The sequence below is a fragment of the Mesorhizobium tianshanense genome (assembly GCF_007830515.1).
In the GTDB taxonomy this organism is placed as follows: domain Bacteria; phylum Pseudomonadota; class Alphaproteobacteria; order Rhizobiales; family Rhizobiaceae; genus Mesorhizobium; species Mesorhizobium tianshanense.
This window is the reverse complement of record NZ_VLKT01000007.1, coordinates 105972-124960: the sequence shown is the minus strand read 5'-3', so window position 1 is coordinate 124960 and position 18989 is coordinate 105972. Positions and strand designations below refer to the sequence as shown.

At 62.3% G+C, this 18989-nt stretch carries 19 protein-coding genes and 1 riboswitch; of the genes, 6 read left to right on the top strand and 13 right to left on the bottom strand.

The window, feature by feature from the left end:
- Positions 1–194: 194 nt before the first annotated feature.
- The gene (araD1, locus tag IQ26_RS07505; RefSeq protein ID WP_145715431.1) at positions 195–1187 is read left to right on the top strand and encodes an AraD1 family protein; all 993 of its coding nucleotides are present in this window, start codon (positions 195–197) and stop codon (positions 1185–1187) included.
- A gap of 53 nt (positions 1188–1240) precedes the next feature.
- Here the strand turns inward: araD1 and IQ26_RS07500 are convergent, their stop codons facing one another.
- Positions 1241–2014 carry an ABC transporter substrate-binding protein gene (locus IQ26_RS07500; RefSeq protein ID WP_145715430.1) on the bottom strand — a complete coding sequence of 258 codons (774 nt, stop codon included), beginning with the start codon at positions 2012–2014 and terminating at the stop codon, positions 1241–1243.
- A 91-nt stretch (positions 2015–2105) separates the two neighbouring features.
- A complete protein-coding gene (locus IQ26_RS07495; protein WP_145715429.1) occupies positions 2106–3200 on the bottom strand; it encodes a 2'-deoxycytidine 5'-triphosphate deaminase in 1095 nt (364 codons plus the stop codon).
- A 121-nt stretch (positions 3201–3321) separates the two neighbouring features.
- Positions 3322–3399, top strand: a riboswitch (SAM riboswitch).
- 74 nt (positions 3400–3473) lie between these two features.
- Between IQ26_RS07495 and IQ26_RS07490 the strand changes: the two genes are divergently transcribed.
- Positions 3474–4664, top strand: a complete 1191-nt coding sequence (locus IQ26_RS07490; RefSeq protein WP_145715428.1) for an O-succinylhomoserine sulfhydrylase — start codon at positions 3474–3476, stop codon at positions 4662–4664.
- Between the two features lie 13 nt (positions 4665–4677).
- On the opposite strand, the gene IQ26_RS07485 is transcribed toward IQ26_RS07490, so the two are convergent.
- Complete coding sequence (locus IQ26_RS07485; RefSeq protein ID WP_145715427.1) at positions 4678–5832, bottom strand: ceramide glucosyltransferase; 1155 nt, start codon at positions 5830–5832, stop codon at positions 4678–4680.
- Between the two features lie 222 nt (positions 5833–6054).
- On the opposite strand from IQ26_RS07485, the gene apaG reads away from it, so the two are divergent.
- Positions 6055–6447, top strand: a complete 393-nt coding sequence (gene apaG, locus IQ26_RS07480) for a Co2+/Mg2+ efflux protein ApaG (RefSeq protein ID WP_145715426.1) — start codon at positions 6055–6057, stop codon at positions 6445–6447.
- Positions 6448–6453: 6 nt separating this feature from the next.
- On the opposite strand, the gene IQ26_RS07475 is transcribed toward apaG, so the two are convergent.
- The 3 genes from IQ26_RS07475 to IQ26_RS07465 form a co-directional block, all read right to left on the bottom strand.
- Entirely contained in the window at positions 6454–7488 is a 1035-nt protein-coding gene (locus IQ26_RS07475; RefSeq protein WP_145715425.1) for an Hsp33 family molecular chaperone, read from the bottom strand.
- A 93-nt stretch (positions 7489–7581) separates the two neighbouring features.
- Entirely contained in the window at positions 7582–8493 is a 912-nt protein-coding gene (gene argF, locus IQ26_RS07470) for an ornithine carbamoyltransferase (protein ID WP_145715424.1), read from the bottom strand.
- A 17-nt stretch (positions 8494–8510) separates the two neighbouring features.
- Positions 8511–9710: an aspartate aminotransferase family protein gene (locus IQ26_RS07465; protein WP_145715423.1), complete on the bottom strand. Its 1200-nt coding sequence runs from the start codon at positions 9708–9710 to the stop codon at positions 8511–8513.
- Positions 9711–10064: 354 nt separating this feature from the next.
- On the opposite strand from IQ26_RS07465, the gene IQ26_RS07460 reads away from it, so the two are divergent.
- Positions 10065–10583, top strand: coding sequence for a GcrA family cell cycle regulator (locus IQ26_RS07460; RefSeq protein WP_145715422.1), 519 nt, complete (start codon positions 10065–10067; stop codon positions 10581–10583).
- Between the two features lie 68 nt (positions 10584–10651).
- Here the strand turns inward: IQ26_RS07460 and IQ26_RS07455 are convergent, their stop codons facing one another.
- The 3 genes from IQ26_RS07455 to IQ26_RS07445 all read right to left on the bottom strand — a co-directional run bounded on the left by IQ26_RS07455 (position 10652) and on the right by IQ26_RS07445 (position 13864).
- The gene (locus IQ26_RS07455) at positions 10652–11659 is read right to left on the bottom strand and encodes a magnesium and cobalt transport protein CorA (protein WP_145715421.1); all 1008 of its coding nucleotides are present in this window, start codon (positions 11657–11659) and stop codon (positions 10652–10654) included.
- 110 nt (positions 11660–11769) lie between these two features.
- Positions 11770–12495: a phosphate signaling complex protein PhoU gene (phoU, locus tag IQ26_RS07450; protein ID WP_145715420.1), complete on the bottom strand. Its 726-nt coding sequence runs from the start codon at positions 12493–12495 to the stop codon at positions 11770–11772.
- A gap of 109 nt (positions 12496–12604) precedes the next feature.
- Complete coding sequence (locus IQ26_RS07445) at positions 12605–13864, bottom strand: ATP-binding protein (RefSeq protein ID WP_162457882.1); 1260 nt, start codon at positions 13862–13864, stop codon at positions 12605–12607.
- A gap of 287 nt (positions 13865–14151) precedes the next feature.
- Here IQ26_RS07445 and ppk2 point away from each other — a divergent pair, with 287 nt between their 5' ends.
- Positions 14152–15060 (top strand): polyphosphate kinase 2, encoded by a 909-nt coding sequence (ppk2, locus tag IQ26_RS07440; RefSeq protein WP_145715418.1) that lies wholly within the window; start codon positions 14152–14154, stop codon positions 15058–15060.
- A gap of 64 nt (positions 15061–15124) precedes the next feature.
- Here ppk2 and IQ26_RS07435 read toward each other — a convergent pair whose 3' ends face one another.
- From IQ26_RS07435 to IQ26_RS07425, 3 genes are all read right to left on the bottom strand, one after another.
- The gene (locus tag IQ26_RS07435; protein ID WP_145715417.1) at positions 15125–15874 is read right to left on the bottom strand and encodes an enoyl-CoA hydratase-related protein; all 750 of its coding nucleotides are present in this window, start codon (positions 15872–15874) and stop codon (positions 15125–15127) included.
- A 14-nt stretch (positions 15875–15888) separates the two neighbouring features.
- Positions 15889–16527, bottom strand: coding sequence for an acyl-homoserine-lactone synthase (locus IQ26_RS07430; RefSeq protein ID WP_145715415.1), 639 nt, complete (start codon positions 16525–16527; stop codon positions 15889–15891).
- Positions 16528–16624: 97 nt separating this feature from the next.
- Entirely contained in the window at positions 16625–17356 is a 732-nt protein-coding gene (locus IQ26_RS07425; protein WP_145715413.1) for a helix-turn-helix transcriptional regulator, read from the bottom strand.
- A 260-nt stretch (positions 17357–17616) separates the two neighbouring features.
- Between IQ26_RS07425 and IQ26_RS07420 the strand changes: the two genes are divergently transcribed.
- Complete coding sequence (locus IQ26_RS07420) at positions 17617–18468, top strand: transporter substrate-binding domain-containing protein (RefSeq protein ID WP_407660269.1); 852 nt, start codon at positions 17617–17619, stop codon at positions 18466–18468.
- 40 nt (positions 18469–18508) lie between these two features.
- Here IQ26_RS07420 and IQ26_RS07415 read toward each other — a convergent pair whose 3' ends face one another.
- On the bottom strand, positions 18509–18919 hold the full coding sequence (locus tag IQ26_RS07415) for a tellurite resistance TerB family protein (protein WP_145715411.1): 411 nt from the start codon (positions 18917–18919) through the stop codon (positions 18509–18511).
- Between the last annotated feature and the right edge of the window lie 70 nt (positions 18920–18989).

Below are 18989 nucleotides of genomic sequence, written 5' to 3'. Positions count from 1 at the left end.
CGCGGCACGCTTTAGGAAGACAAACGGGTCACATCGCGGCGCGGCAGAACGGCGCAAAGAAGTCCCTGAAGGACCAGGCTCGCGAGCGCAATCCGAACGAAGAATTTCACCCGTGGCGCGGATACCGTCCGCGCTGCGCGAGGCAGGGCTTGCCGACCGGTAGCCAGGCCAAGGCAATTGAGAGAGGGTACATCATGCTGATTTCCCAGATCCTCGACGACGCGGAGACCATCCGCGTCGTCGCCCGCAACGGCGGCAAGACCCGGATCATCAACGGCGCCCGAAGCGTCTATTCGCTGGCGATGGAGGCCGCGCGCACCGGTACCGGGCTCGCCGCCCTCATCGAGCGCAAGGGGTTCGGTGAAGCGGTCGATCTCGATGCCGCCTACAAGAAGGGGCGGCTCTTGTCGCCGATCAACCATCCGGACCCGGCGCATCTCCACCTCACCGGCACCGGGCTGACGCATCTCGGCTCCGCCGCGACCCGCGATTCCATGCACAAGAAGCTCGACACCGACGGCGAAGAGCAGCTCACCGATTCCATGAGGATGTTCCGCATGGGGCTGGAGGGCGGCAAGCCGGCCAAGGGCCAGACGGGCGTGCAGCCGGAATGGTTCTACAAGGGCAACGGCACCATGGCGGTGGCGCCCGGTGCGGCGCTGCTGTCGCCCGCCTTCGCCCAGGATGCCGGCGAGGAGCCGGAAATCGCCGGCATCTATGTCATCGGCGACGACGGCGCCCCGTTCCGCGTCGGCTTCACGCTGTCAAACGAGTTTTCCGACCACGTCACCGAGCGCGTGAACTATCTTTTCCTCGCGCATTCCAAGCTGCGCAACGCCTCATTCGGACCGGAGATCCTGATCGGCGACCTGCCGTCCGACGTCAGGGGTTCCTCGCGCATCATCCGCGACGGCACGCTGCTGTGGGAAAAGCCGTTCCTGTCGGGCGAAGCGAACATGTCGCACACCATCGCCAATCTCGAACATCACCACTTCAAATATTCGGCCTTCCGCCAGCCGGGCGACGTGCATGTGCATATGTTCGGCACGGCGACGCTGTCGTTCGCCGACGGCATCAGGACGGAGGCCGGCGACGTTTTCGAGATCGAGGCCAAGGATTTCGGCCTGCCGCTGCGCAACCCGCTCGAAATCGAGCAGCCGGTGAAGGTGGTGGTGAAGGCGCTTTGAGCGGTTATGACAGCTCGATCTCCCCCCTTGTGGGGAGATCGGCAGCTTAGACCTCAATAGATATCGAAGTCGAAATACTTGGCCTGGATCTTCTTGTAGGTGCCGTCGGCGACGATCGCATCGATGGCGGCGTTGAGCTTTTCGCGGAGCGCATTGTCTTCCTGGCGCACGGCGATGCCGGCTTCTGTCTCGGTGCCCTTGACGTCACCGACCATCTTGCAGCAGCCGTCGCTCGACTTCTTCATCCAATCCATCAGCACGAACTTGTCCGAAAGGACGGCATCGAGGCGGCCGTTCATCAGATCAGCGACCGCCTCTTCCTGGGTCGGATAGAGTTTCGCCTCCGCGCCGGCCTTGCCGTAGACGTCCTGGGCAAAGTCGGCCTGGGTGGTCGAAGCCTGGGCGCCAACTATCTTGCCGGCGAGTGCGGCGGGTTCGGTCGAGGCAATATCGGTGTCCTTCAGGGCCACCAGCGAAAGCGGCGTCGTATAGTATTTGTTGGTGAAGGAGACCTGCTTCTTGCGCTCCTCGGTGATGCTCATGGAGGCGACGATGGCGTCGAACTTTCTGGCCTGAAGCGCCGGAATCATGCCGTCCCAGTCCTGCGTGACAAGTTCGCATTCGACCTTCATCTGAGCGCAAAGCGCCTCGGCGATGTCGATATCGAAGCCGACAAGCTTGCCATCCGCGGTCATGGTGTTGAATGGCGGATAGGCGCCTTCGGTGCCGATCTTCAATTTTTCCTGTGCTTGCGCCGACAAGGACCCGGCCGATATCACCAGCATGGCAGCTGTTGCTGCTGATGCGATCCATCTTGAAATCTGCATTTTTGTTCCCTTTTCCAGTCACCTTGACGGCTGAGCACAGCCAAGCACGACCCGCAAGGTCAGGCAAGCACGGTCTGATTGTGATGAGCGATCAGCGCGCGGCGCGGAAATGCTTGGACAGTTTCAGGCCCTGTGCCTGATAGTTCGAGCCGAGATCGGTGCCGTAGAGTGCCTGCGGCCGCTTCAGCATATGCTCGTAGACCAGCCGCCCGACGATCTGGCCGTGGTCGAGGATGAACGGCACTTCGTGGCTGCGCACTTCGAGCACCGCCCTGCTGCCGGTACCGCCGGTCGCCGAATGGCCAAAGCCCGGATCGAAGAAACCGGCATAATGGACACGGAATTCGCCGACCAATGGATCGAAGGGCGTCATCTCGGCGGCGTAGAGCGGCGGCACGTGCACCGCCTCCTGGCTGACGAGGATATAGAATTCGTCGGGATCGAGCACCAATTCACCGGCGCCGCTCTTGTAGAGCGGCTCCCAGAAATCGACGACATCCTGTGCGGCGCGCTTGTCGACATCGACCAGACCGGTGTGATGCTTGCCGCGGTAGCCGACCAGGCCGTCCTTGTCGCCATCGAGATCGATCGACAGCGCGATTCCGCCGCCGGAAATGTTGGGCGGCTCGGTGGCGACGAGCGTCTCGGCGCGGTGCAATTCGTGCAGCTCGCTCTCGGACAAAAGCGCATTGCCGGTGCGGAACCTGATCTGCGACAGCCGCGAGCCGGCGCGGACGACGATCGGAAAGGTGCGCGGACTGACTTCCAGATAGAGCGGGCCGTTGTAGCCGGCAGCGATCTTGTCGAACTCGTGGCCGCGGTCGGTCATCACGCGGGTGAAGATGTCGAGCCGTCCGGTCGAGCTCTTCGGATTGGCCGAGGCCGAAATGTTTGCCGGAAGCGCCAGGCTCTCGAGCAGCGGCACGATATAGACGCAACCCGTCTCCAGCACCGCACCGTCGGCGAGATTGATTTCGTGCAGCTTCAGCCGGTCGAGCTTTTCAGCAACCCTGTGGTTCGGGCCGGGCAGGAAGGAGGCGCGCACCCGCCAAGCCCTGTCGCCAAGCCTGAGGTCGAGGCTGGCCGGCTGGATCTGGTCGGCATCGAGCGCGCGCGGCGACTTCAGCGCGCCCGACTGGAACAGCGCGGAAATATCCTGATCGGGGAGAATGCCTGTCTGCCGCAAAGTCTGGCTCCGCTCGAAGGCCGGGCGAGGTCCTGCTTGTCGCAGGGTTCTGCCGCAAAGCTTGGTACAAACCTCTTAATCATGCCGGCAATTGACGCAAGCGCGGAGCAGGTCTAAAGGGTCATTATCCCGTGGTGATTTGGCCGGTCGGCTTGCAGCCACGTTAAACAAGTCGCTAAAGGACCGTCGGGCCGAAGGGCCGTATGGACCGGTTGCGACTTTCGCGACCGGTTTTTTTGTGTTTGGGCCACTTTTGGTGTTTGGAACAAGGCGATGACGACCATGAAGCGCAACTGGAAGCCTCAGACTGCACTCGTGCATGCGGGAACGCTGCGTTCCGGCTTCGGCGAGACCTCCGAGGCGATGTATCTCACGCAAGGCTATGTCTACGACACGGCGCAAGCGGCGGAAGCGCGCTTCAAGGGCGAGGAACCAGGCTTCATCTATTCACGCTACGCCAATCCAACGGTCGACATGTTCGAAAAGCGGATGTGCGCGCTGGAAGGCGCCGAAGATGCCCGCGCCACGGCATCCGGCATGGCTGCGGTGACGGCGGCGTTGCTGTGCAGCGCCAAGGCCGGCGACCATATCGTGGCGGCGCGCGCGCTGTTCGGCTCCTGCCGCTGGGTGGTCGAGACGCTGGCGCCGAGATACGGCATCGAGGCGACGCTGGTTGACGGCACCGACATCGCCAATTGGGAAAGGGCAGTCCGGCCAAACACCAAGCTGTTCTTCCTGGAAAGCCCGACCAATCCGACGCTGGAAGTCGTCGATATCGCCGCCGTCGCCTCGCTCGCCAATTCGATCGGTGCGCGGCTGATCGTCGACAATGTCTTCGCCACGCCTTTGCAGCAGAAGCCGTTGCAACTCGGCGCCCACATCGTCGTCTATTCGGCGACCAAGCACATCGACGGCCAGGGGCGCTGTCTCGGCGGCATCATCCTGTCGGACAAGAAGTGGATCGACGAGAACCTGCACGACTATTTCCGCCATACCGGTCCCAGCCTGTCGCCGTTCAACGCCTGGACGCTGCTGAAGGGCTTGGAAACGCTGCCTTTGCGCGTGCGCCAGCAGACGGAAAGTGCCGGCCGGATCGCGGACTTCCTCGCCGAGCGCCCGGAGATTGCCCGTGTCATCTATCCCGGCCGCGCCGATCACCCGCAGGCGGCCGTCGTCAAGAAGCAGATGTCGGGCGGCTCGACGCTGATCTGCCTCGACGTCAAGGGCGGCAAGCAGGCGGCTTTCGCCTTCCAGAACGCGCTGGATATCGTGCTGATCTCCAACAATCTCGGCGACGCCAAGAGCCTGATCACCCATCCGGCGACGACGACGCACAAGAATCTGAGCGATGAGGCGCGCGCCGAACTCGGCATCGGGCCGGGCACGCTCAGGCTGTCTGTCGGTCTGGAGGACACCGACGACCTGCTCGCGGATATCGAGCAGGCATTGAACGCCGCCAAATAGGGATAGGGCGGCTTCAGGCGCCAGACGGCGTCTCTTCCAGCTCCGCGACGGTTTTGGTCTGGATGGTCATTGCGTTGCCGCGCCAGTCGACGGCACCGCCGAGCCAGCCTCGCGCCCAAATGGCGGGAAGCATCACATCCCGCGCGATCATCGCCGGGATCATGCGCAGCGACAGGTGCCAGCCCTTGGCCGAGGCCAGGGCGCATTCCGGGAGATAGGCAGCCACAAGCACGGCAAGGGCGGTTGCCGGCAGGCTAAAGCCGGCGCCGGCCGCCGCAACCAGCGCAAGCACCAGCGGCGGCGTCGCGCCGACCAGGATTTCGGGCGCGAAGAACAGCGGGAACGTGACGCGGCGCAAGCGTGCCCAGCGGGCCTGGCGCGACCAGATTTCGCCAAATGTGCGCAAACCGAGCGGCTGCTCGAAGGGCGAGGCGACGAGATTGACGCGCAGCCCGAGCCCGTTGACTACCTTGGTCGCGGCGGCATCCTCGGCAATCTCGGCGGCAAGCGCGCGGATACCGTCATTGGCGTCGAGCATGGGCTTGTTCCACAACATGCTCTTGCCCTGGGCGAAACCGAGGCCGAGTGCCTCCCCGGTGTATTGCCAGCGCGCCTGTAGCGTGTTGAGGAAAGCGCATTCGACCTCCGCCCAGAACCCGTCCGGCCGCGAGCCGATCGGTGCCGAGCAGACAAGGCCGGTGTCCGGCCGCCATGCGGCCATCAGATGCTGAACATAGTCCCTCGGCATCAGGACGTTGGAATCGGCAAGAACGACCCATTTGTGACGCGCCGCTTGCCAACCCTTGACGCAATTGTTGAGTTTCGGATTGCCGCTGATGCGGTCATCGCCGACGAGCAGCCGGGCCGGCACGGCCGGAAAACGGGCGATGGCCATGGTGATCGGTTCGACCACCGGATCGTCGGCATGGGCGACGCAGAAGATGAGTTCATAACGCGGCCAGTCGAGCGAAAAAGCGCGCGCAAGCGTTTCTTCGGTAAACGGCTCGACGCCGCGCGACGGTACGACGATCGACACGGGCGGCGCCTTGCCGGTAGGCGGCGCAACCTTGCTTGGCCGCTTCAGCTTCAGCGAGGCGAGCAGGATGCTGGCGAGATTTGAAAGAAGCAGAGCTGTCGAAAACAGGGCGGCTGTGACTGTCAGTTCCATCGATATCTGGTCACTCCGGAAAGACCGGCCGCAGGATGGCCGTCTTCAGCAGTTCGGGAGAACGCTGAGTCGCCCGGCTCTGCACACCATCATTGTCATGTGTCACTTAAATGACATTGTTCTTCGGCACCTGCCCTTGAGGTCGGCAACGACAGGAAGCGTCCCGTTGACCAAGCCACGGAGAGCGCCGAAGGTCCCGTTCGCATTGTTTTGGAGTAGCCCATGTATCGCGCCGTTACGCGCAACATCGAAGTGCAGGTCAGGCCGTTCTATCTGGAGGATCGCTCGGAACCGTCGGAGAACCGTTACGTCTGGGGCTACCAGGTGACGATCGACAACCAGTCGGACGAATTCGTGCAGCTTATGTCACGCTACTGGCACATCACCGACGGCACCGGCCGGGTCGAGGAAGTGCGCGGCGCCGGTGTTGTCGGCGATCAGCCCGAACTCAACCCCGGCGACAGCTATCAATATACGTCTGGCTGCCCGCTCTCGACGCCGTCCGGCATCATGGTCGGCCACTACACGATGCGAAACAAGCGGGGCGAGACGTTCGACATCGCCATCCCCGCCTTTTCGCTGGACCTGCCAGGCACGCGGCGCACTGTGAACTGACGCTCGCTATTGAGCCGCTGCAAACTCCGCCGGGTCGAAGTCATATTGCTTCGAGCAGAATTCGCAGGCGACGTGAATGCCTCCATCCTCGGTGCTGTCGCTGATCTCCTCGGCGGAAAAGCCTTCGAGGATGCCGCGGATCTTCTCCTTGGAGCATGAGCACTGGTCGGCGACCGGAACGCCGCCGAAGACGCGAACACCATGCTCATGGAACAGCCGGTAAAGCAGCCGCTCGGTGCCAATCGTGGGGTCGATCAGTTCGGTCGGCTCGATGGTGCCAAGCAACGCCAGCAGTTCCTGCCAGGAATTGTCGGCCGGATCGTGGATCTCCTCGCGTGGATCGCCGTCGCCGCCTGGAAGATCGGGCACACGCATGCGTTCCGGCGATTGCGGCAGAAATTGCGCCAGGATGCCGCCGGCGCGCCACTGCTCGCGAGCGCCGCCGGCGCCGGGTGTCAACAGTTTGGCCACCGAAAGCCTAAGATCGGTCGGGATCTGTTCCGACTGGCGGAAATAGGTGCGCGCGGCCTCCTCCAGCGTCTCGCCATCGAGTTGGACGATGCCCTGATAGCGCTGCGTGTGGGCGCCCTGGTCGATGGTCAGCGCCAGGACGCCACTGCCGAGCAGCGTCTGCTGCGACGTCTCGCCGGCAGCAGTCAAGGCCTCAAGCCGGTCGGCATCGAAGCGCGCATAGGCGCGCAGCGCATGCGGCGTGGAAAAATCCGCGACCAGCATGTCGACCGGCCCGTCGGTGCGGGTCTGCAGGATGAACTTACCCTCGAACTTGAGCGAGGTGCCAAGCAACACCGTCAGCACGCAGGCTCCCGCGAGGAGGCGGGCGACCGGTTCGGGATAGTCGTGGCGGCTGAGGATCGCATCGAGCATCGGCCCGAGCTGGACAGTACGGCCGCGCACGTCGAGCGGGCCGACCTCGAAGGGCACCACGTGATCGTCGCCGGCGTAGCCGAATTCGCCGAGTTTGGGTTGATGTTCAGCCAACTGATGAGTTTCCAACATGACAAAGCTCCGGGGCGCGGCCATGCCGCCCTCCGGGGCGCATGCGTCGAAACGCGCTCGATTTGCGTGATGCGCCTGAGATAGGCATCACGTATTGCCGGATCAAGGTTGCCCGGATCAAGCGCCCAGACACCAGGCCAGAACCGCCTTCTGGGCGTGGAGCCGGTTCTCGGCTTCGTCGAACACCACCGAATGCGGCCCGTCGATGACCTCGTCAGTCACCTCCTCGCCGCGATGCGCCGGCAGGCAGTGCATGAACAATGCGTCCGGCTTTGCCTTCGCCATCAGCGCCGCATTGACCTGGTAGGGCAAGAAGACGTTGTGGCCGCGGGCGCGGTGCTCCTGGCCCATCGACACCCAGCAGTCGGTGACGACGCAATCGGCCTCGTGAACGGCCTCCTCGGGCGAGCGGGTGAAGTTCAACTTGCCGCCATGCGTCTTCGACCAGTCGACATGCTTCTGTGCCGGCTCGCTCCCTTCCGGCACCGCCACATTCAGATTGAACCGAAATCGTGCCGAGGCTTCCAGCAGGGAATGCAGCACATTGTTGCCGTCACCGGTCCAGGCGATGGTCTTGCCGGCAACCGGACCGCGATGCTCCTCGAAGGTCATGATGTCGGCCATCAGCTGGCAGGGATGGGTGTCGTCGGTCAGCCCATTGATGACCGGAACGGTGGCGTTCTCGGTTAGCTCCAGCAACCGGTCATGCGATGTGGTACGGATCATGATCGCATCGACATAGCGCGACAGCACCTTGGCCGTGTCGGCGATGGTTTCGGAGCGACCGAGCTGCATCTCGGTGCCGGTCAGCATGATGGTCTCGCCGCCGAGCTGGCGCATGCCGACGTCGAAGGACACACGCGTGCGCGTCGACGGCTTGTCGAAGATCATCGCCAGCACCTTGCCTTCGAGCGGTTTTGTCCGCTCGCCAGCCTTGAGCCTTGCCTTTCGCACGACCGCATCGTCCAGCATGAAGCGCAGATCGCCCTCGGAAACGGCGGAAAGATCGGTGAAATGGCGAAGGCTCATCAGGGCTGGTTCCAGGATTACTTCGCGGCAGCCGCGGCGATGGCATCGGCCAAGCCCCGGGCGCCGGCGCGGATGCGGTCGAGCGCCTCACGGATCTCGGCGTCGGTGACGGTGAGCGGAGGCAGCAGGCGAATGACGTTGTCGCCAGCCGGAACAGCCAGCAGATGCTGGTCGCGCAACGCCGCGTTCACTTTGGTGTTGGGCATGACGCATTTCAGGCCGAGCATCAGGCCGGTGCCCCTGATGTCTTCGATGACATCGGGAAATTCGTCGGCGATACCCGCCAGCCCCTGCTTCAGCAACAACGCCTTGCGCTGGACATCCTCCAGGAAGCCGTCTTCCAGCACCACGTCGAGCACGGCGTTGCCGACCGCCATCGCCAGCGGATTGCCGCCGAAAGTGGTGCCATGCACGCCGGCAGTCATGCCAGCGGCCGCCTCGCCGGTGGCGAGGCACGCACCCATCGGGAAGCCGCCGCCGATACCCTTGGCGATCGCCATGATGTCGGGCGTGACGCCAGCCCATTCATGCGCAAACAGCTTGCCGGTGCGGCCGATGCCGCACTGGACCTCGTCGTAGATCAGGAGCAGGCCATGCTGCTCGCAGAGTTGCCTCAACCGCTTCAGCGACTGCGTCGGCACCGGGCGGATACCGCCCTCACCCTGCACCGGCTCGATCAGGATCGCGGCGGTTTCGGGCGTTATCGCCTTTTCGGCGGCGTCGATGTCGTCGAAACCGACCTGGTCGAAGCCTTCGACCTTGGGTCCGAAGCCTTCCAGGTATTTAGGCTGGCCGCCAGCGGCTATGGTCGCCAGCGTGCGGCCATGAAAGGCGCCTTCGAAGGTGATGATGCGAAAGCGCTCGGGATGGCCCTTGACGAAGTGGTAGCGCCGCGCGGTCTTGATGGCGCATTCCAGCGCCTCGGCGCCGGAATTGGTGAAGAACACCTTGTCGGCGAAGGTGGCGTCGGCCAGCCGCTCGCCCAGCCGGCTCTGCTCTGGAATCTCGTAGAGGTTGGAAACATGCCAGAGCTTGGCGGCCTGTTCAGTGAGCGCCGCTACCAGGTGCGGATGGCTGTGGCCCAGCGAATTCACGGCGATGCCGCCAGCGAAATCGAGATATCGCTCGCCCTTGTCGGTGAAGAGCCAAGTGCCTTCCCCATGGTCGAAGACCAGAGGTGCGCGGGCAAAAGTCTCGTAAAGCGCCGAACCGCTCATTATATGCGTCTCCGGAACCGGAAAATCAAAAAGCCGCCAAAGCGGCGGCCTTTGCGGCTTATCGTGTTTTTCGGCCATGAAGTCAACGAAAACGTCGCGCAAGGACGCGCGGCAAGCCCTCCAGCGAGGCGCCGGCTCATAAGCGACCGGGCAAGTTGGGGAAAACCTAAAAAACCGATTCGTGTTGGCCCTCGGACTCTTGTCACCGAGTCAGCGCATAAGGTATTTGTAGTCGAGAAATAACTAGATTTCGTGCGGCGGACCTAATCACCCGATATATGTGGTGTCTGCCCGGCGAAAGCCGGATCGTGGAAGGATTCCGATCGCCGCATGTTTCAGCAGGAGCGCGGTCTCATGAATTGGACTGACGAGCGGGTCGAACTTCTTAGAAAATTGTGGTCGGAGGGGCTGAGCGCCAGCCAGATCGCCGCACAGCTTGGGGGTGTCAGCCGCAATGCGGTCATCGGCAAGGTGCATCGGCTGAAACTGTCGGGCCGCGGACGCTCGACCGCCGCGCCGGCACGCCAGAAGAAGAGCGTACAGGGATCGAGCGTTCAAAAATCGGTGTCGCGGGCGGCAAGCACTGCGCGGCATATCACCACGTCGATCGGTGCGACCGCGCTGCAGGCGCAATTCAACGTCGAACCAGTGGCGCGTCATTACATCCGTCCGGTCGAGAACGTCGTCGTGCCGATCTCGCGGCATCTGCAACTGGTCGAGTTGACCGAGCGGACATGCAAATGGCCGAATGGCGACCCGCTTTCGGAAGACTTCCATTTCTGCGGCAACGACGCGGCCGAAACCGGCCCCTATTGCAAGTACCACGCCCGCATTGCGTTCCAGCCCGCTTCGGAGCGGCGCCGCAGCAGGTGAGCAAATAGCGAATGGCTTGATCCTCTGTGCATGAGGAGCAAGGCCGTTCTTGTCCTATTCGCTCATTTTCACAGCCAGCCGCTCGTGCGGAAGCGCCAGTAGAGAAACGTGCAGACCAAAATAATCGCCGCCAGTACGATCGGATAGCCATATTCCATCCTCAGCTCCGGCATGTCGTTGAAATTCATACCATAGATGCCGGCGAGCGCCGTTGGCACCGCCAGGATGGCAGCCCATGAGGCGAGCTTCTTGGTGATCGCCGTTTCCTGGCTCTGGCCAACCAGAAGGCTCGCCTCGAAGGCAAAGGCGAGAACCTCCCGCAAGCTGTCGATCTTTTCCTGGACAGTGCGGATGTGGTCGGTGACGTCGCGGAACAGAGGGTGCATGGCTGCATGGATCTGCGGCAGGTCGGCGCTGGTCAGCCGGCGGCAGACTTCCACCAGCGGAAGCGCTGCATTGCGCAGGCGTAAGAGATCGCGGCGCAGCATGTAGAGCCGTTCTATATCGGAACCGGTCATCGGCTTCAGCAGAATCTTGTCCTCGATCGCCTCGACCTCATCCTCGATCTGCTCGAGCACTGGCATGTAGTTGTCGACGATGAAATCAAGAATGGCATAGAGGACGAAATCCTCGCCCTTGGCCAGCGAATGCGGGCAGCTTTCCCAGTGCTGACGAACGGCGGCATAAGAAGTCGATGGACCGTGCCTGACGCTGACGATGTAGCCGGCACCGACGAACAGATGGGTCTCGCCGAAGGTGACACGACCATCGATCAGTTGAGCCGTGCGGGCAACGATGAACAAGGCGTCGCCATATTGCTCGATCTTAGGCCGCTGATGCGGATGCTCGGCGTCCTCGATCGCCAGATCGTGCAGGTTGAATTGCGCCTGGACGCGAAGCAACAGGTTGCGGTCGGGCTCCAGCAGGCCGATCCAGACGACATGGCCTGGCTTCCTGGCCCATTCGCCAGCCTCCTCGATCGGAATGTCGGCGATACGCCGGCCGGCCGTGTAGACACTGGAAGCGATGATGCTGGACGTCGGCGACGCGGGCTTGAACTCCCGAACATATTCCATCGCAGCCTCCTGAAAGCATGGCCGTCATCGAGGAATTGAGAAGCTTAACGTCCGGATAGTTTAGCGCAATTTCATGAAGCGTTCGAGAGGCCGAGCGAGATGAACTCAGACTATTTCGCGGGTAGCGCTCCCGGGATAACAATCTTGTCTGTCTTGTCGCCCTTCGGCCGCTCGGCCGGCATCTGGTCGCCGGTGACGATGTAGTAGATCGTCTCGGCGATGTTGGTGGCGTGGTCACCGATCCGCTCGATGTTCTTGGCGCAAAACAGCAGGTGCGTGCAAGGCGTGATGTTGCGCGGATCTTCCATCATGTAGGTCAGCAACTCGCGAAACAGCGAGGTGTACACGGCGTCGATCTGGTCGTCGCGATCACGTACGAAGCCGATCTTTTCCACCGAGCGCGACGCGTAGACGTCGAGCACTTCCTTGAGCTGCGTCAACGCCAGGTCGGCCAGCGCCTCGATACCACGGAACAGGCTGGTCGGCTGGCGCCCTTCTATGACGGCAACCACGCGCTTGGCGACATTCTTGCCGAGGTCGCCGACCCGTTCGAGATCCGCCGAGATGCGGATCGCGCCGACGATCTCGCGCAAATCCGTCGCCATCGGCTGGCGCTTGGCGATGATGACGATTGCCTTGTCATCGATCTCGCGCTGCCCCTCGTCCAGAACGAGATCGTCATGGATGACCTTCTGGGCAAGGCCGGGGTCGGCGTTGACCAGGGCCGTGATCGCTTGTTCGACCATGCGTTCGGCATGCCCGCCCATCGCTGCGATGCGCTTCGACAGATACTTCAGCTCCTCGTCATAGGCGCTGACGATGTGCACGGACTGCATGGAAATGCCTTCCCGGGGTCTTTGATCCTGAGTCGTCTCCTCGAATCCCCGCTGATACGCTAGCCGGATGACAGAAAAAAGAAAAAGCCGGTTAAAACATAGTACGGCGTCAGTGCGCCGGCAAATGAACCGTGAAAGCTGCCCCCTTGCCTACCTCCGACTTGATCGAGAGCCTGGCGTTGTGGCGCGTCAGGATATGCTTGACGATCGACAAGCCAAGGCCGGTGCCTTTCTGGGTCCGGCTGTTTTCGACATCGATGCGGTAGAAGCGCTCGGTGATGCGCGGGATGTGTTCCTCGGAGATGCCGAGGCCGAAATCCCGGATGGTGACGTCGACGCCCGGTTCGGGACCGTCGTCGCTGTGGGCAATCGTCACCACGACACGTCCACCCGACTGTCCGTATTTGCAGGCGTTTTCCGCCAGATTCTCGAAAACCTGGAAAAGTTCGTCGCGATCTCCGGGCACGTCGAGCGGCCCCTCCGCGAAATCCCGCTCGATGGCGACGCCGTTCTCCTTGGCAAGCGGCCCAAGCGAATCGATGACGCTGTCAAGGATCTGGCGGAGATCGACCTTGGTTCCCGGTTTCAGGTAGGGCTTCATCTCCAGTCGCGACAGCGACAGCAGGTCATCGATCAGGCGCGCCATGCGGCCGGTCTGGTTCTGCATGATCTGCAGGAACTGCTCGCGCGCCGCCGGGTCGTTGCGGGCCGGGCCGCGCAGCGTCTCGATGAAGCCGGAGATCGAGGCGAGTGGTGTGCGCAGCTCATGGCTGGCATTGGCGATGAAGTCGGCGCGCATCCGATCGATCCGGCGCGCCTCGCTCTGGTCCTTGAAGACCAGCACATAGAGGTCGGTGCCGTGGCCGACCGAGGACGCACTCACCCGATAGGCCCGCTCGACCGGAAGCTTTTCGGTATAGTCGACGACATCCGAAGCGGCGGCCCCCGACAGAATATTGTCTAGCAAGGCCTGCATTTCGGGCGCACGGAATTTCAGCGACAGCGACATGCCCGGCGCGATGCCGCCGAAGGCGGCGAAGGCGGCGGCGTTGGCATGGACGAGCGTGGCGGTGCGATCGAAGATAATCAGCGGATCGGCAACGGCCGCCGCCAGATATTCTCCCGACAGGTGTTGCAGCCCGCCTGCCTCGATCGCCGCAGCATCCTCGGCGGATTGGCGCGCAACACCGGCCGGCGGCATCGCGGCGGCAAGCAGCAGCACGGCACATGCCAGGAGCACCACATAGCCGGACATGTCTGCGAAAACATAGACCGTCAGGATCGCAACGATGCCGGCCGCCAGCAGCCAGCGGCTGTTCCGCAGCCGGATGGCGACGGCTTGCACCGTGCTTCGCTGCTCTGCGCCCATGTCAGCCCCCATGTCAGCCATTGTCAGCCATTGTCAGCCATTGTCAGCCATTGTCAGCCATTGTCAGCCATTCGCGCGCGCCGTGCCTCCGCCCTCAGTCGGCCGGCCGGTTGGAAACTTCCCGCTGGACCGGCGCTAGAACGCCGAGCGTCCGATTGGACGCACAAAGGACGCTCTACCACTTTCAATCTGCTGCATCGTGCTTTCCGAAAATCGATTCCGATTTTCGGGCCGATGCAGTAAGGCTCCCAATAGCATGAGTCCTGGAGCTGGAAAGGTTCGTCTCGATGAAAAACCCTGGGGGAAATGCCGCCGCGCCCGTTGCAGGTCCGCTGAAGGTCCGGATCGACGGCAAGGCGTTCACCTTCGACATCGAGGATCCCAAGCTTCCGGACTGGGTCGACAACAACAAGCTGATCGCCGGCGGCTACCCATACGACAAGAAAATGAAAAGCGACGAGTATGACGAGACGCTCGAGCGGCTGCAGATCGAATTGGTCAAGGCGCAGGCATGGCTGCAATCGACGGGCAAGCGGGTGATGTCGCTGTTCGAAGGACGTGATGCCGCCGGCAAGGGCGGCACGATCTTCGTGCTGCGCCAATACATGAACCCCCGGACAGCGCGCAACGTGGCCCTGACCAAGCCGACACCGACTGAGACAGGACAATGGTATTTCCAGCGCTATGTCGCGCACTTTCCGACATCCGGCGAGTTCGTCACCTTCGACCGCTCCTGGTACAATCGCGCCGGCGTCGAGCCGGTCATGGGTTTCTGCACGCCCGAGCAGCATGAGAAATTCCTGGACGAGACGCCGTATTTCGAACGGATGATCTGCAACGAGGGCATCCATTTCTTCAAGTTTTGGCTGAACATCGGCCAGGAAACGCAGCTCGAACGATTTCACGATCGCCGCCACAGCCCGTTGAAGAGCTGGAAATTCTCGCCGATCGACATTGCCGGCATCACGAAATGGGACGACTACACCAGGGCGCGCGGTCTCATGATCGAGCGCACGCACAAGGAGTGCGCGCCCTGGATCATCGTGCGGGCCAACGATAAGCGGCGGGCGCGGCTGGCCGTCATACAGCGCATCCTGTTGTCGCTTCCCTATGAGGGCCGCGATCTCGACGCCATCGGCAAGGAAGACAAGAAGATCATCGGGGAAGGGCCTTCGTTCCTGGGAACAGGGGCCTGAAGCATTGCCGCACGCCCGAAGGGCGCGCGGCACGATTGCTCTTGTCATCTTTCCGAATGACTTCTCATGCCGCCAGCCGGGCAATCCGCTGCAGCCGCCGCAGCGTGGTGTCGTCCTGCAAGGCCTGCTGAAACAGCGAAATCTCCTGGTCGATGCGATCACAGAGCGCGCCTGTGTCGCCCTTGAGCAGGTCGCGCGTCTGCAGCAGTGCAGCGGCCGGCTTCTTGGCGAGTTGCCTGGCTCTGCCAAGTGCCGCTTCCTCGACGCTGCCCTCCACAATGATCTCCGTGACCAGGCCAAGCATCCTGGCGTCCTCGGCACTGAGCGTGTCGCCCAGGCAGAAGAAGCGGAAAGCGCCGGCATAACCGAGTTTCTGCGGCGCCAGGATGCTGGTCGCCGCATCCGGCACCAGGCCGAAATCGACGAACGGCACCCGGAACGTGCTTTCATCAGATGCGATCACCATGTCGCAATGGAACAGGATGGTGCAGCCGACACCGACCGCGTCACCATCGACACAGGCAAGGACCGGTTTTGGAAACGTCGCCAGCGTGCGGAACATGTCGGTGACGGCGGCGATCAGTCGTTGATGCTTGGTGGCATCGAGGAACTCGGAAAAGTCGCCGCCGAGGCAGAAGCAGCCGGCGAGGCCGCGCAGCACCACGACGCGTACGTCGTCGTCTACGGCGGCTTCATGGAAGGTCTTGGCCAGGCTTTCATAGGCCCGCCTGTCCAGCACCGGCCGGCCGTCATCGGACGACACCGTCACGATCAGCGTATGGTTGCGGAACTCTGTTTGCGTGTGGACGTTCATGACTGCCTCCAATCTCACGAGGCCCGCCTCAGTCCGAGCCTGTCGGGATATCCCTTGGCCAGAACTGACGCGGAATAGTTGCGACGCGAACGCACCACCTGCAATGTGTGCTCGTTGAAGGTGAGCAGCGTGGCGACGACCTGCTGGTTGCCATAAGTGCGCTGGTAGCCAAGCGGTTTCGCCAGGAAGTGCAACTGCAGTGCCCGCAGGACCCACATCGGCTCGAACTCGATGATCACCTGATTGACGTTCCGGCTCAACCCCCACTCTACGAAGCCGGCAATGAGCTCGGTGCCGACCGTCGATACGCCGCGTTTGCCGTCACGAAAGCCCGGCGCCACCGCATAGCGGGTCAGTTCCCAGACGTTCGGCCCGCACGGCGGCGTCCCTTCAAAGAGGTCCGCCAGCACCTCGGTCAGAAGATGCGGCCGCGTTGTCGGCAACATCCTCTGATAACCGGCGAGCTCGCCGTTGCGGATGACGATCTGATGGACCGCCTCGTCGTGATCGAACTGATCGATCTCGAGGCCATCGGGGCGCTGCAGATCGCTCCACCCCATCTCCTCGACGAAGATCTTGTAGCGTAAACGATGAACGGCCTCCCAAAGGTCGGGGCGTTCCATCAATTCTTGTGTGGTGAGGGAAAAAAGCATTGGCCGTCTCCTGGGTTCAAGAGGAAGATACGGCCGGGCTTTCCCGAGAAAATTACGTGATCACGTAGGCAAGAATTTCTAGGCCGGCGCGGCCGAGCTAGCTAATATAGCCGCGCCTTATCGCTTCCGCGACTGCTTGAACCCGGTTGACGGCACCGAGTTTGCCTTTGGCGTTAAGAAGGTGTTTCTCGGACGTGTGTTCCGAGATGCCGAGGATTTGCGAAATCTCCCATTCGGACTTGCCGACGGCGGCCCATTGCAGGCATTCGCGCTCGCGTGGCGTCAATTCGATGTGATCTATGGTCTTTTCCGCCATCGTATGGAGCTGCATGGCGCGGCCGATCGCATAGGTCGATACCAGCGACACCTGCCCGAACTCGGCTTCCGACAATTCCACAGCCTCGCCGCCCAGCGACACCATGACGATCTGACCATCGAGCGTAACCAGCGGGAAGGCCATGCCGTCGCGCAGTTTGAATTCGCTGGCGTCGCCCATCACCTCGCCGCTGCTTTTGTCGATGCGAATGCCCTGAGACGCTTCCCGCCATTGGAACGGCGCCTGCAGCTGCTTCATGTGGCTGACGACGGGATCATGGTCGACATAGTTGCGCGCCACATAGCGCTCCAGCCATTCTCCCGGCCAGTCACAGAGCAGCACATGGTCCTTTTGCTGACCTCGCGGCGTGCCTGGCTGCGGAACAGTTCCAGCCATCAGTGCCGTCAGCCCGAAACTCGACGTGACGCCAAGCAGTTTCTCGCAGACCGCAGCTGCCGTGTTGGCATGCTGCAGCTGATCCATGAATTCCAGAGTGCGATCGAACTGACTCATCGCAACATCAACCCCATGTTGCCTTCCGCATTGAGCTCAACGGTCCAGTGCTGGCCTGCACCTTTACCATCGACCCGGATTGCAAATCTGCCTCCCTGTTTGCAGTGCCCTGCGGCCGCCCCTCCAGCCGGCCCCGCTCAGTCATTTGCAAGCTCCGCCTAACCATATCCCTAAATCGGCGTGATGAAATCAAAAACCATTGTGCCTCTGCCATTTTCGTACCAAAAGCCAATCTGGACAGAACAGGGCGGAGCCTGATCGTGGCAATTCGCTGGATATCCATCGTCTTGATGCTGGCAATGATGGGAGCACAGCCGCTCACCGGCGTTGCGCGCGCCGCGGAGCCGCAAGTGCCGGTGCTGTGGGATGCCAAGGAGCGGCTGCCGAAGCCAGACCTTTCCGCGCTGCCGCGTCTGAGATTCCTGACCACCACCGATTTCCCACCTTTCAATTTCCTCGACGGGGCAGGCCGGTTGTCCGGCTTCCATATCGATTTGGCGCGCGCCATCTGCGCCGAACTCGGCATTGCGGAAAAATGCCAGATCCAGGCGCTGCCCTGGGCCGAGCTCGAAGGGGCGCTGCAGAAGGGCGAAGGCGAGGCGATTATTGCCGGCATCGCCGCCACCGCGGAGTCGCGGTCGAAATATGCCTTCTCACGCTCCTACCTGCAGTTCCCGGCGCGTTTCATCATGCCGAGGACGAAGGCGCTCACGGAACCGATCTTCGACAGACTGCGCGGCAAGCGCGTCGGCGTGGTCGCCGGCTCCGCGCATGAACGGATGCTGCGCGATTATTTCGGCACCGTCCAAGTGGTCCCCTTCGACCGGCCGGAAGCGCTCTACGATGACCTCAAGGCCGGCAAGGTCGACGCCGCCTTCGGCGACGGCATGCGTTTCGCTTTCTGGCTGGGCGGTTCCGATGCCGCAGCGTGCTGCCGCTTTGCCGGCGGTCCCTATCTGGCGCCCGAATATCTAGGCTCGGGCATGGCCATCGCCACCAGGGCCGACGACCCAGTGCTGGCCGCGGCATTCGACTACGCGTTGCAGGAGATTTCGGTGGAGGGCATCTTCGCCGAATTCTATCTGCGCTATTTCCCAGTCAGTTTTTTCTGATCCGGTCCGGGTCAGTTTTTCTGACCCTCCAGGGCCTGGATCAAGTCAGCGTGCGAAGGCGAGCCTTGGCGGCGCGGCCGATCGCGGCGACGGTCAGCGTGTCGAGATCGAGCTGGCGGCGAATGAGCTGCAGCACCCGCACCTCCTCCATCCGCATTTCCAAGTCTATGGCCGCAACCTCGAAAGCGACGGCATAGGCGGTGTCGTGGAGCCGCTCAGGCAGCGCCTCGGCGACGCGCGCCAGGACACCTTCCAGCCCGTCCTTTTCATGCAGCATCTTCTGGCAGTCCTGGGCGATGCCGACCACTCGGTCGTCGTTAAAATCCTCGAACACCGGCCACGTGCGGACGACGTCGCCGATCCGTGCCAGTTCGACATCGGTCATGTCGCGGTCGGACGCCGAGGTGATGACCATCAGATAGATAAGGGCTTCGTGCGGTGACAATGGCATTTACAACTCCTCGAACAGCTCCCGAACGTAGGAACGTGGTATCTGTGCCGCAAGGAAAAAGTGCCACGAT

Excerpts from the sequence above, each read along its gene's own strand:
- araD1 (WP_145715431.1), top strand. The coding sequence starts at position 195 with ATGCTGATTTCCCAGATCCTCGACGACGCGGAGACCATCCGCGTCGTC.
- IQ26_RS07500 (WP_145715430.1), bottom strand. The coding sequence starts at position 2,014 with ATGCAGATTTCAAGATGGATCGCATCAGCAGCAACAGCTGCCATGCTG.
- IQ26_RS07490 (WP_145715428.1), top strand. The coding sequence starts at position 3,474 with ATGACGACCATGAAGCGCAACTGGAAGCCTCAGACTGCACTCGTGCAT.
- IQ26_RS07485 (WP_145715427.1), bottom strand. The coding sequence starts at position 5,832 with ATGGAACTGACAGTCACAGCCGCCCTGTTTTCGACAGCTCTGCTTCTT.
- apaG (WP_145715426.1), top strand. The coding sequence starts at position 6,055 with ATGTATCGCGCCGTTACGCGCAACATCGAAGTGCAGGTCAGGCCGTTC.
- IQ26_RS07475 (WP_145715425.1), bottom strand. The coding sequence starts at position 7,488 with ATGGCCGCGCCCCGGAGCTTTGTCATGTTGGAAACTCATCAGTTGGCT.
- argF (WP_145715424.1), bottom strand. The coding sequence starts at position 8,493 with ATGAGCCTTCGCCATTTCACCGATCTTTCCGCCGTTTCCGAGGGCGAT.
- IQ26_RS07465 (WP_145715423.1), bottom strand. The coding sequence starts at position 9,710 with ATGAGCGGTTCGGCGCTTTACGAGACTTTTGCCCGCGCACCTCTGGTC.
- IQ26_RS07460 (WP_145715422.1), top strand. The coding sequence starts at position 10,065 with ATGAATTGGACTGACGAGCGGGTCGAACTTCTTAGAAAATTGTGGTCG.
- IQ26_RS07455 (WP_145715421.1), bottom strand. The coding sequence starts at position 11,659 with ATGGAATATGTTCGGGAGTTCAAGCCCGCGTCGCCGACGTCCAGCATC.
- phoU (WP_145715420.1), bottom strand. The coding sequence starts at position 12,495 with ATGCAGTCCGTGCACATCGTCAGCGCCTATGACGAGGAGCTGAAGTAT.
- IQ26_RS07445 (WP_162457882.1), bottom strand. The coding sequence starts at position 13,864 with ATGGGCGCAGAGCAGCGAAGCACGGTGCAAGCCGTCGCCATCCGGCTG.
- ppk2 (WP_145715418.1), top strand. The coding sequence starts at position 14,152 with ATGAAAAACCCTGGGGGAAATGCCGCCGCGCCCGTTGCAGGTCCGCTG.
- IQ26_RS07435 (WP_145715417.1), bottom strand. The coding sequence starts at position 15,874 with ATGAACGTCCACACGCAAACAGAGTTCCGCAACCATACGCTGATCGTG.
- IQ26_RS07430 (WP_145715415.1), bottom strand. The coding sequence starts at position 16,527 with ATGCTTTTTTCCCTCACCACACAAGAATTGATGGAACGCCCCGACCTT.
- IQ26_RS07425 (WP_145715413.1), bottom strand. The coding sequence starts at position 17,356 with ATGAGTCAGTTCGATCGCACTCTGGAATTCATGGATCAGCTGCAGCAT.
- IQ26_RS07415 (WP_145715411.1), bottom strand. The coding sequence starts at position 18,919 with ATGCCATTGTCACCGCACGAAGCCCTTATCTATCTGATGGTCATCACC.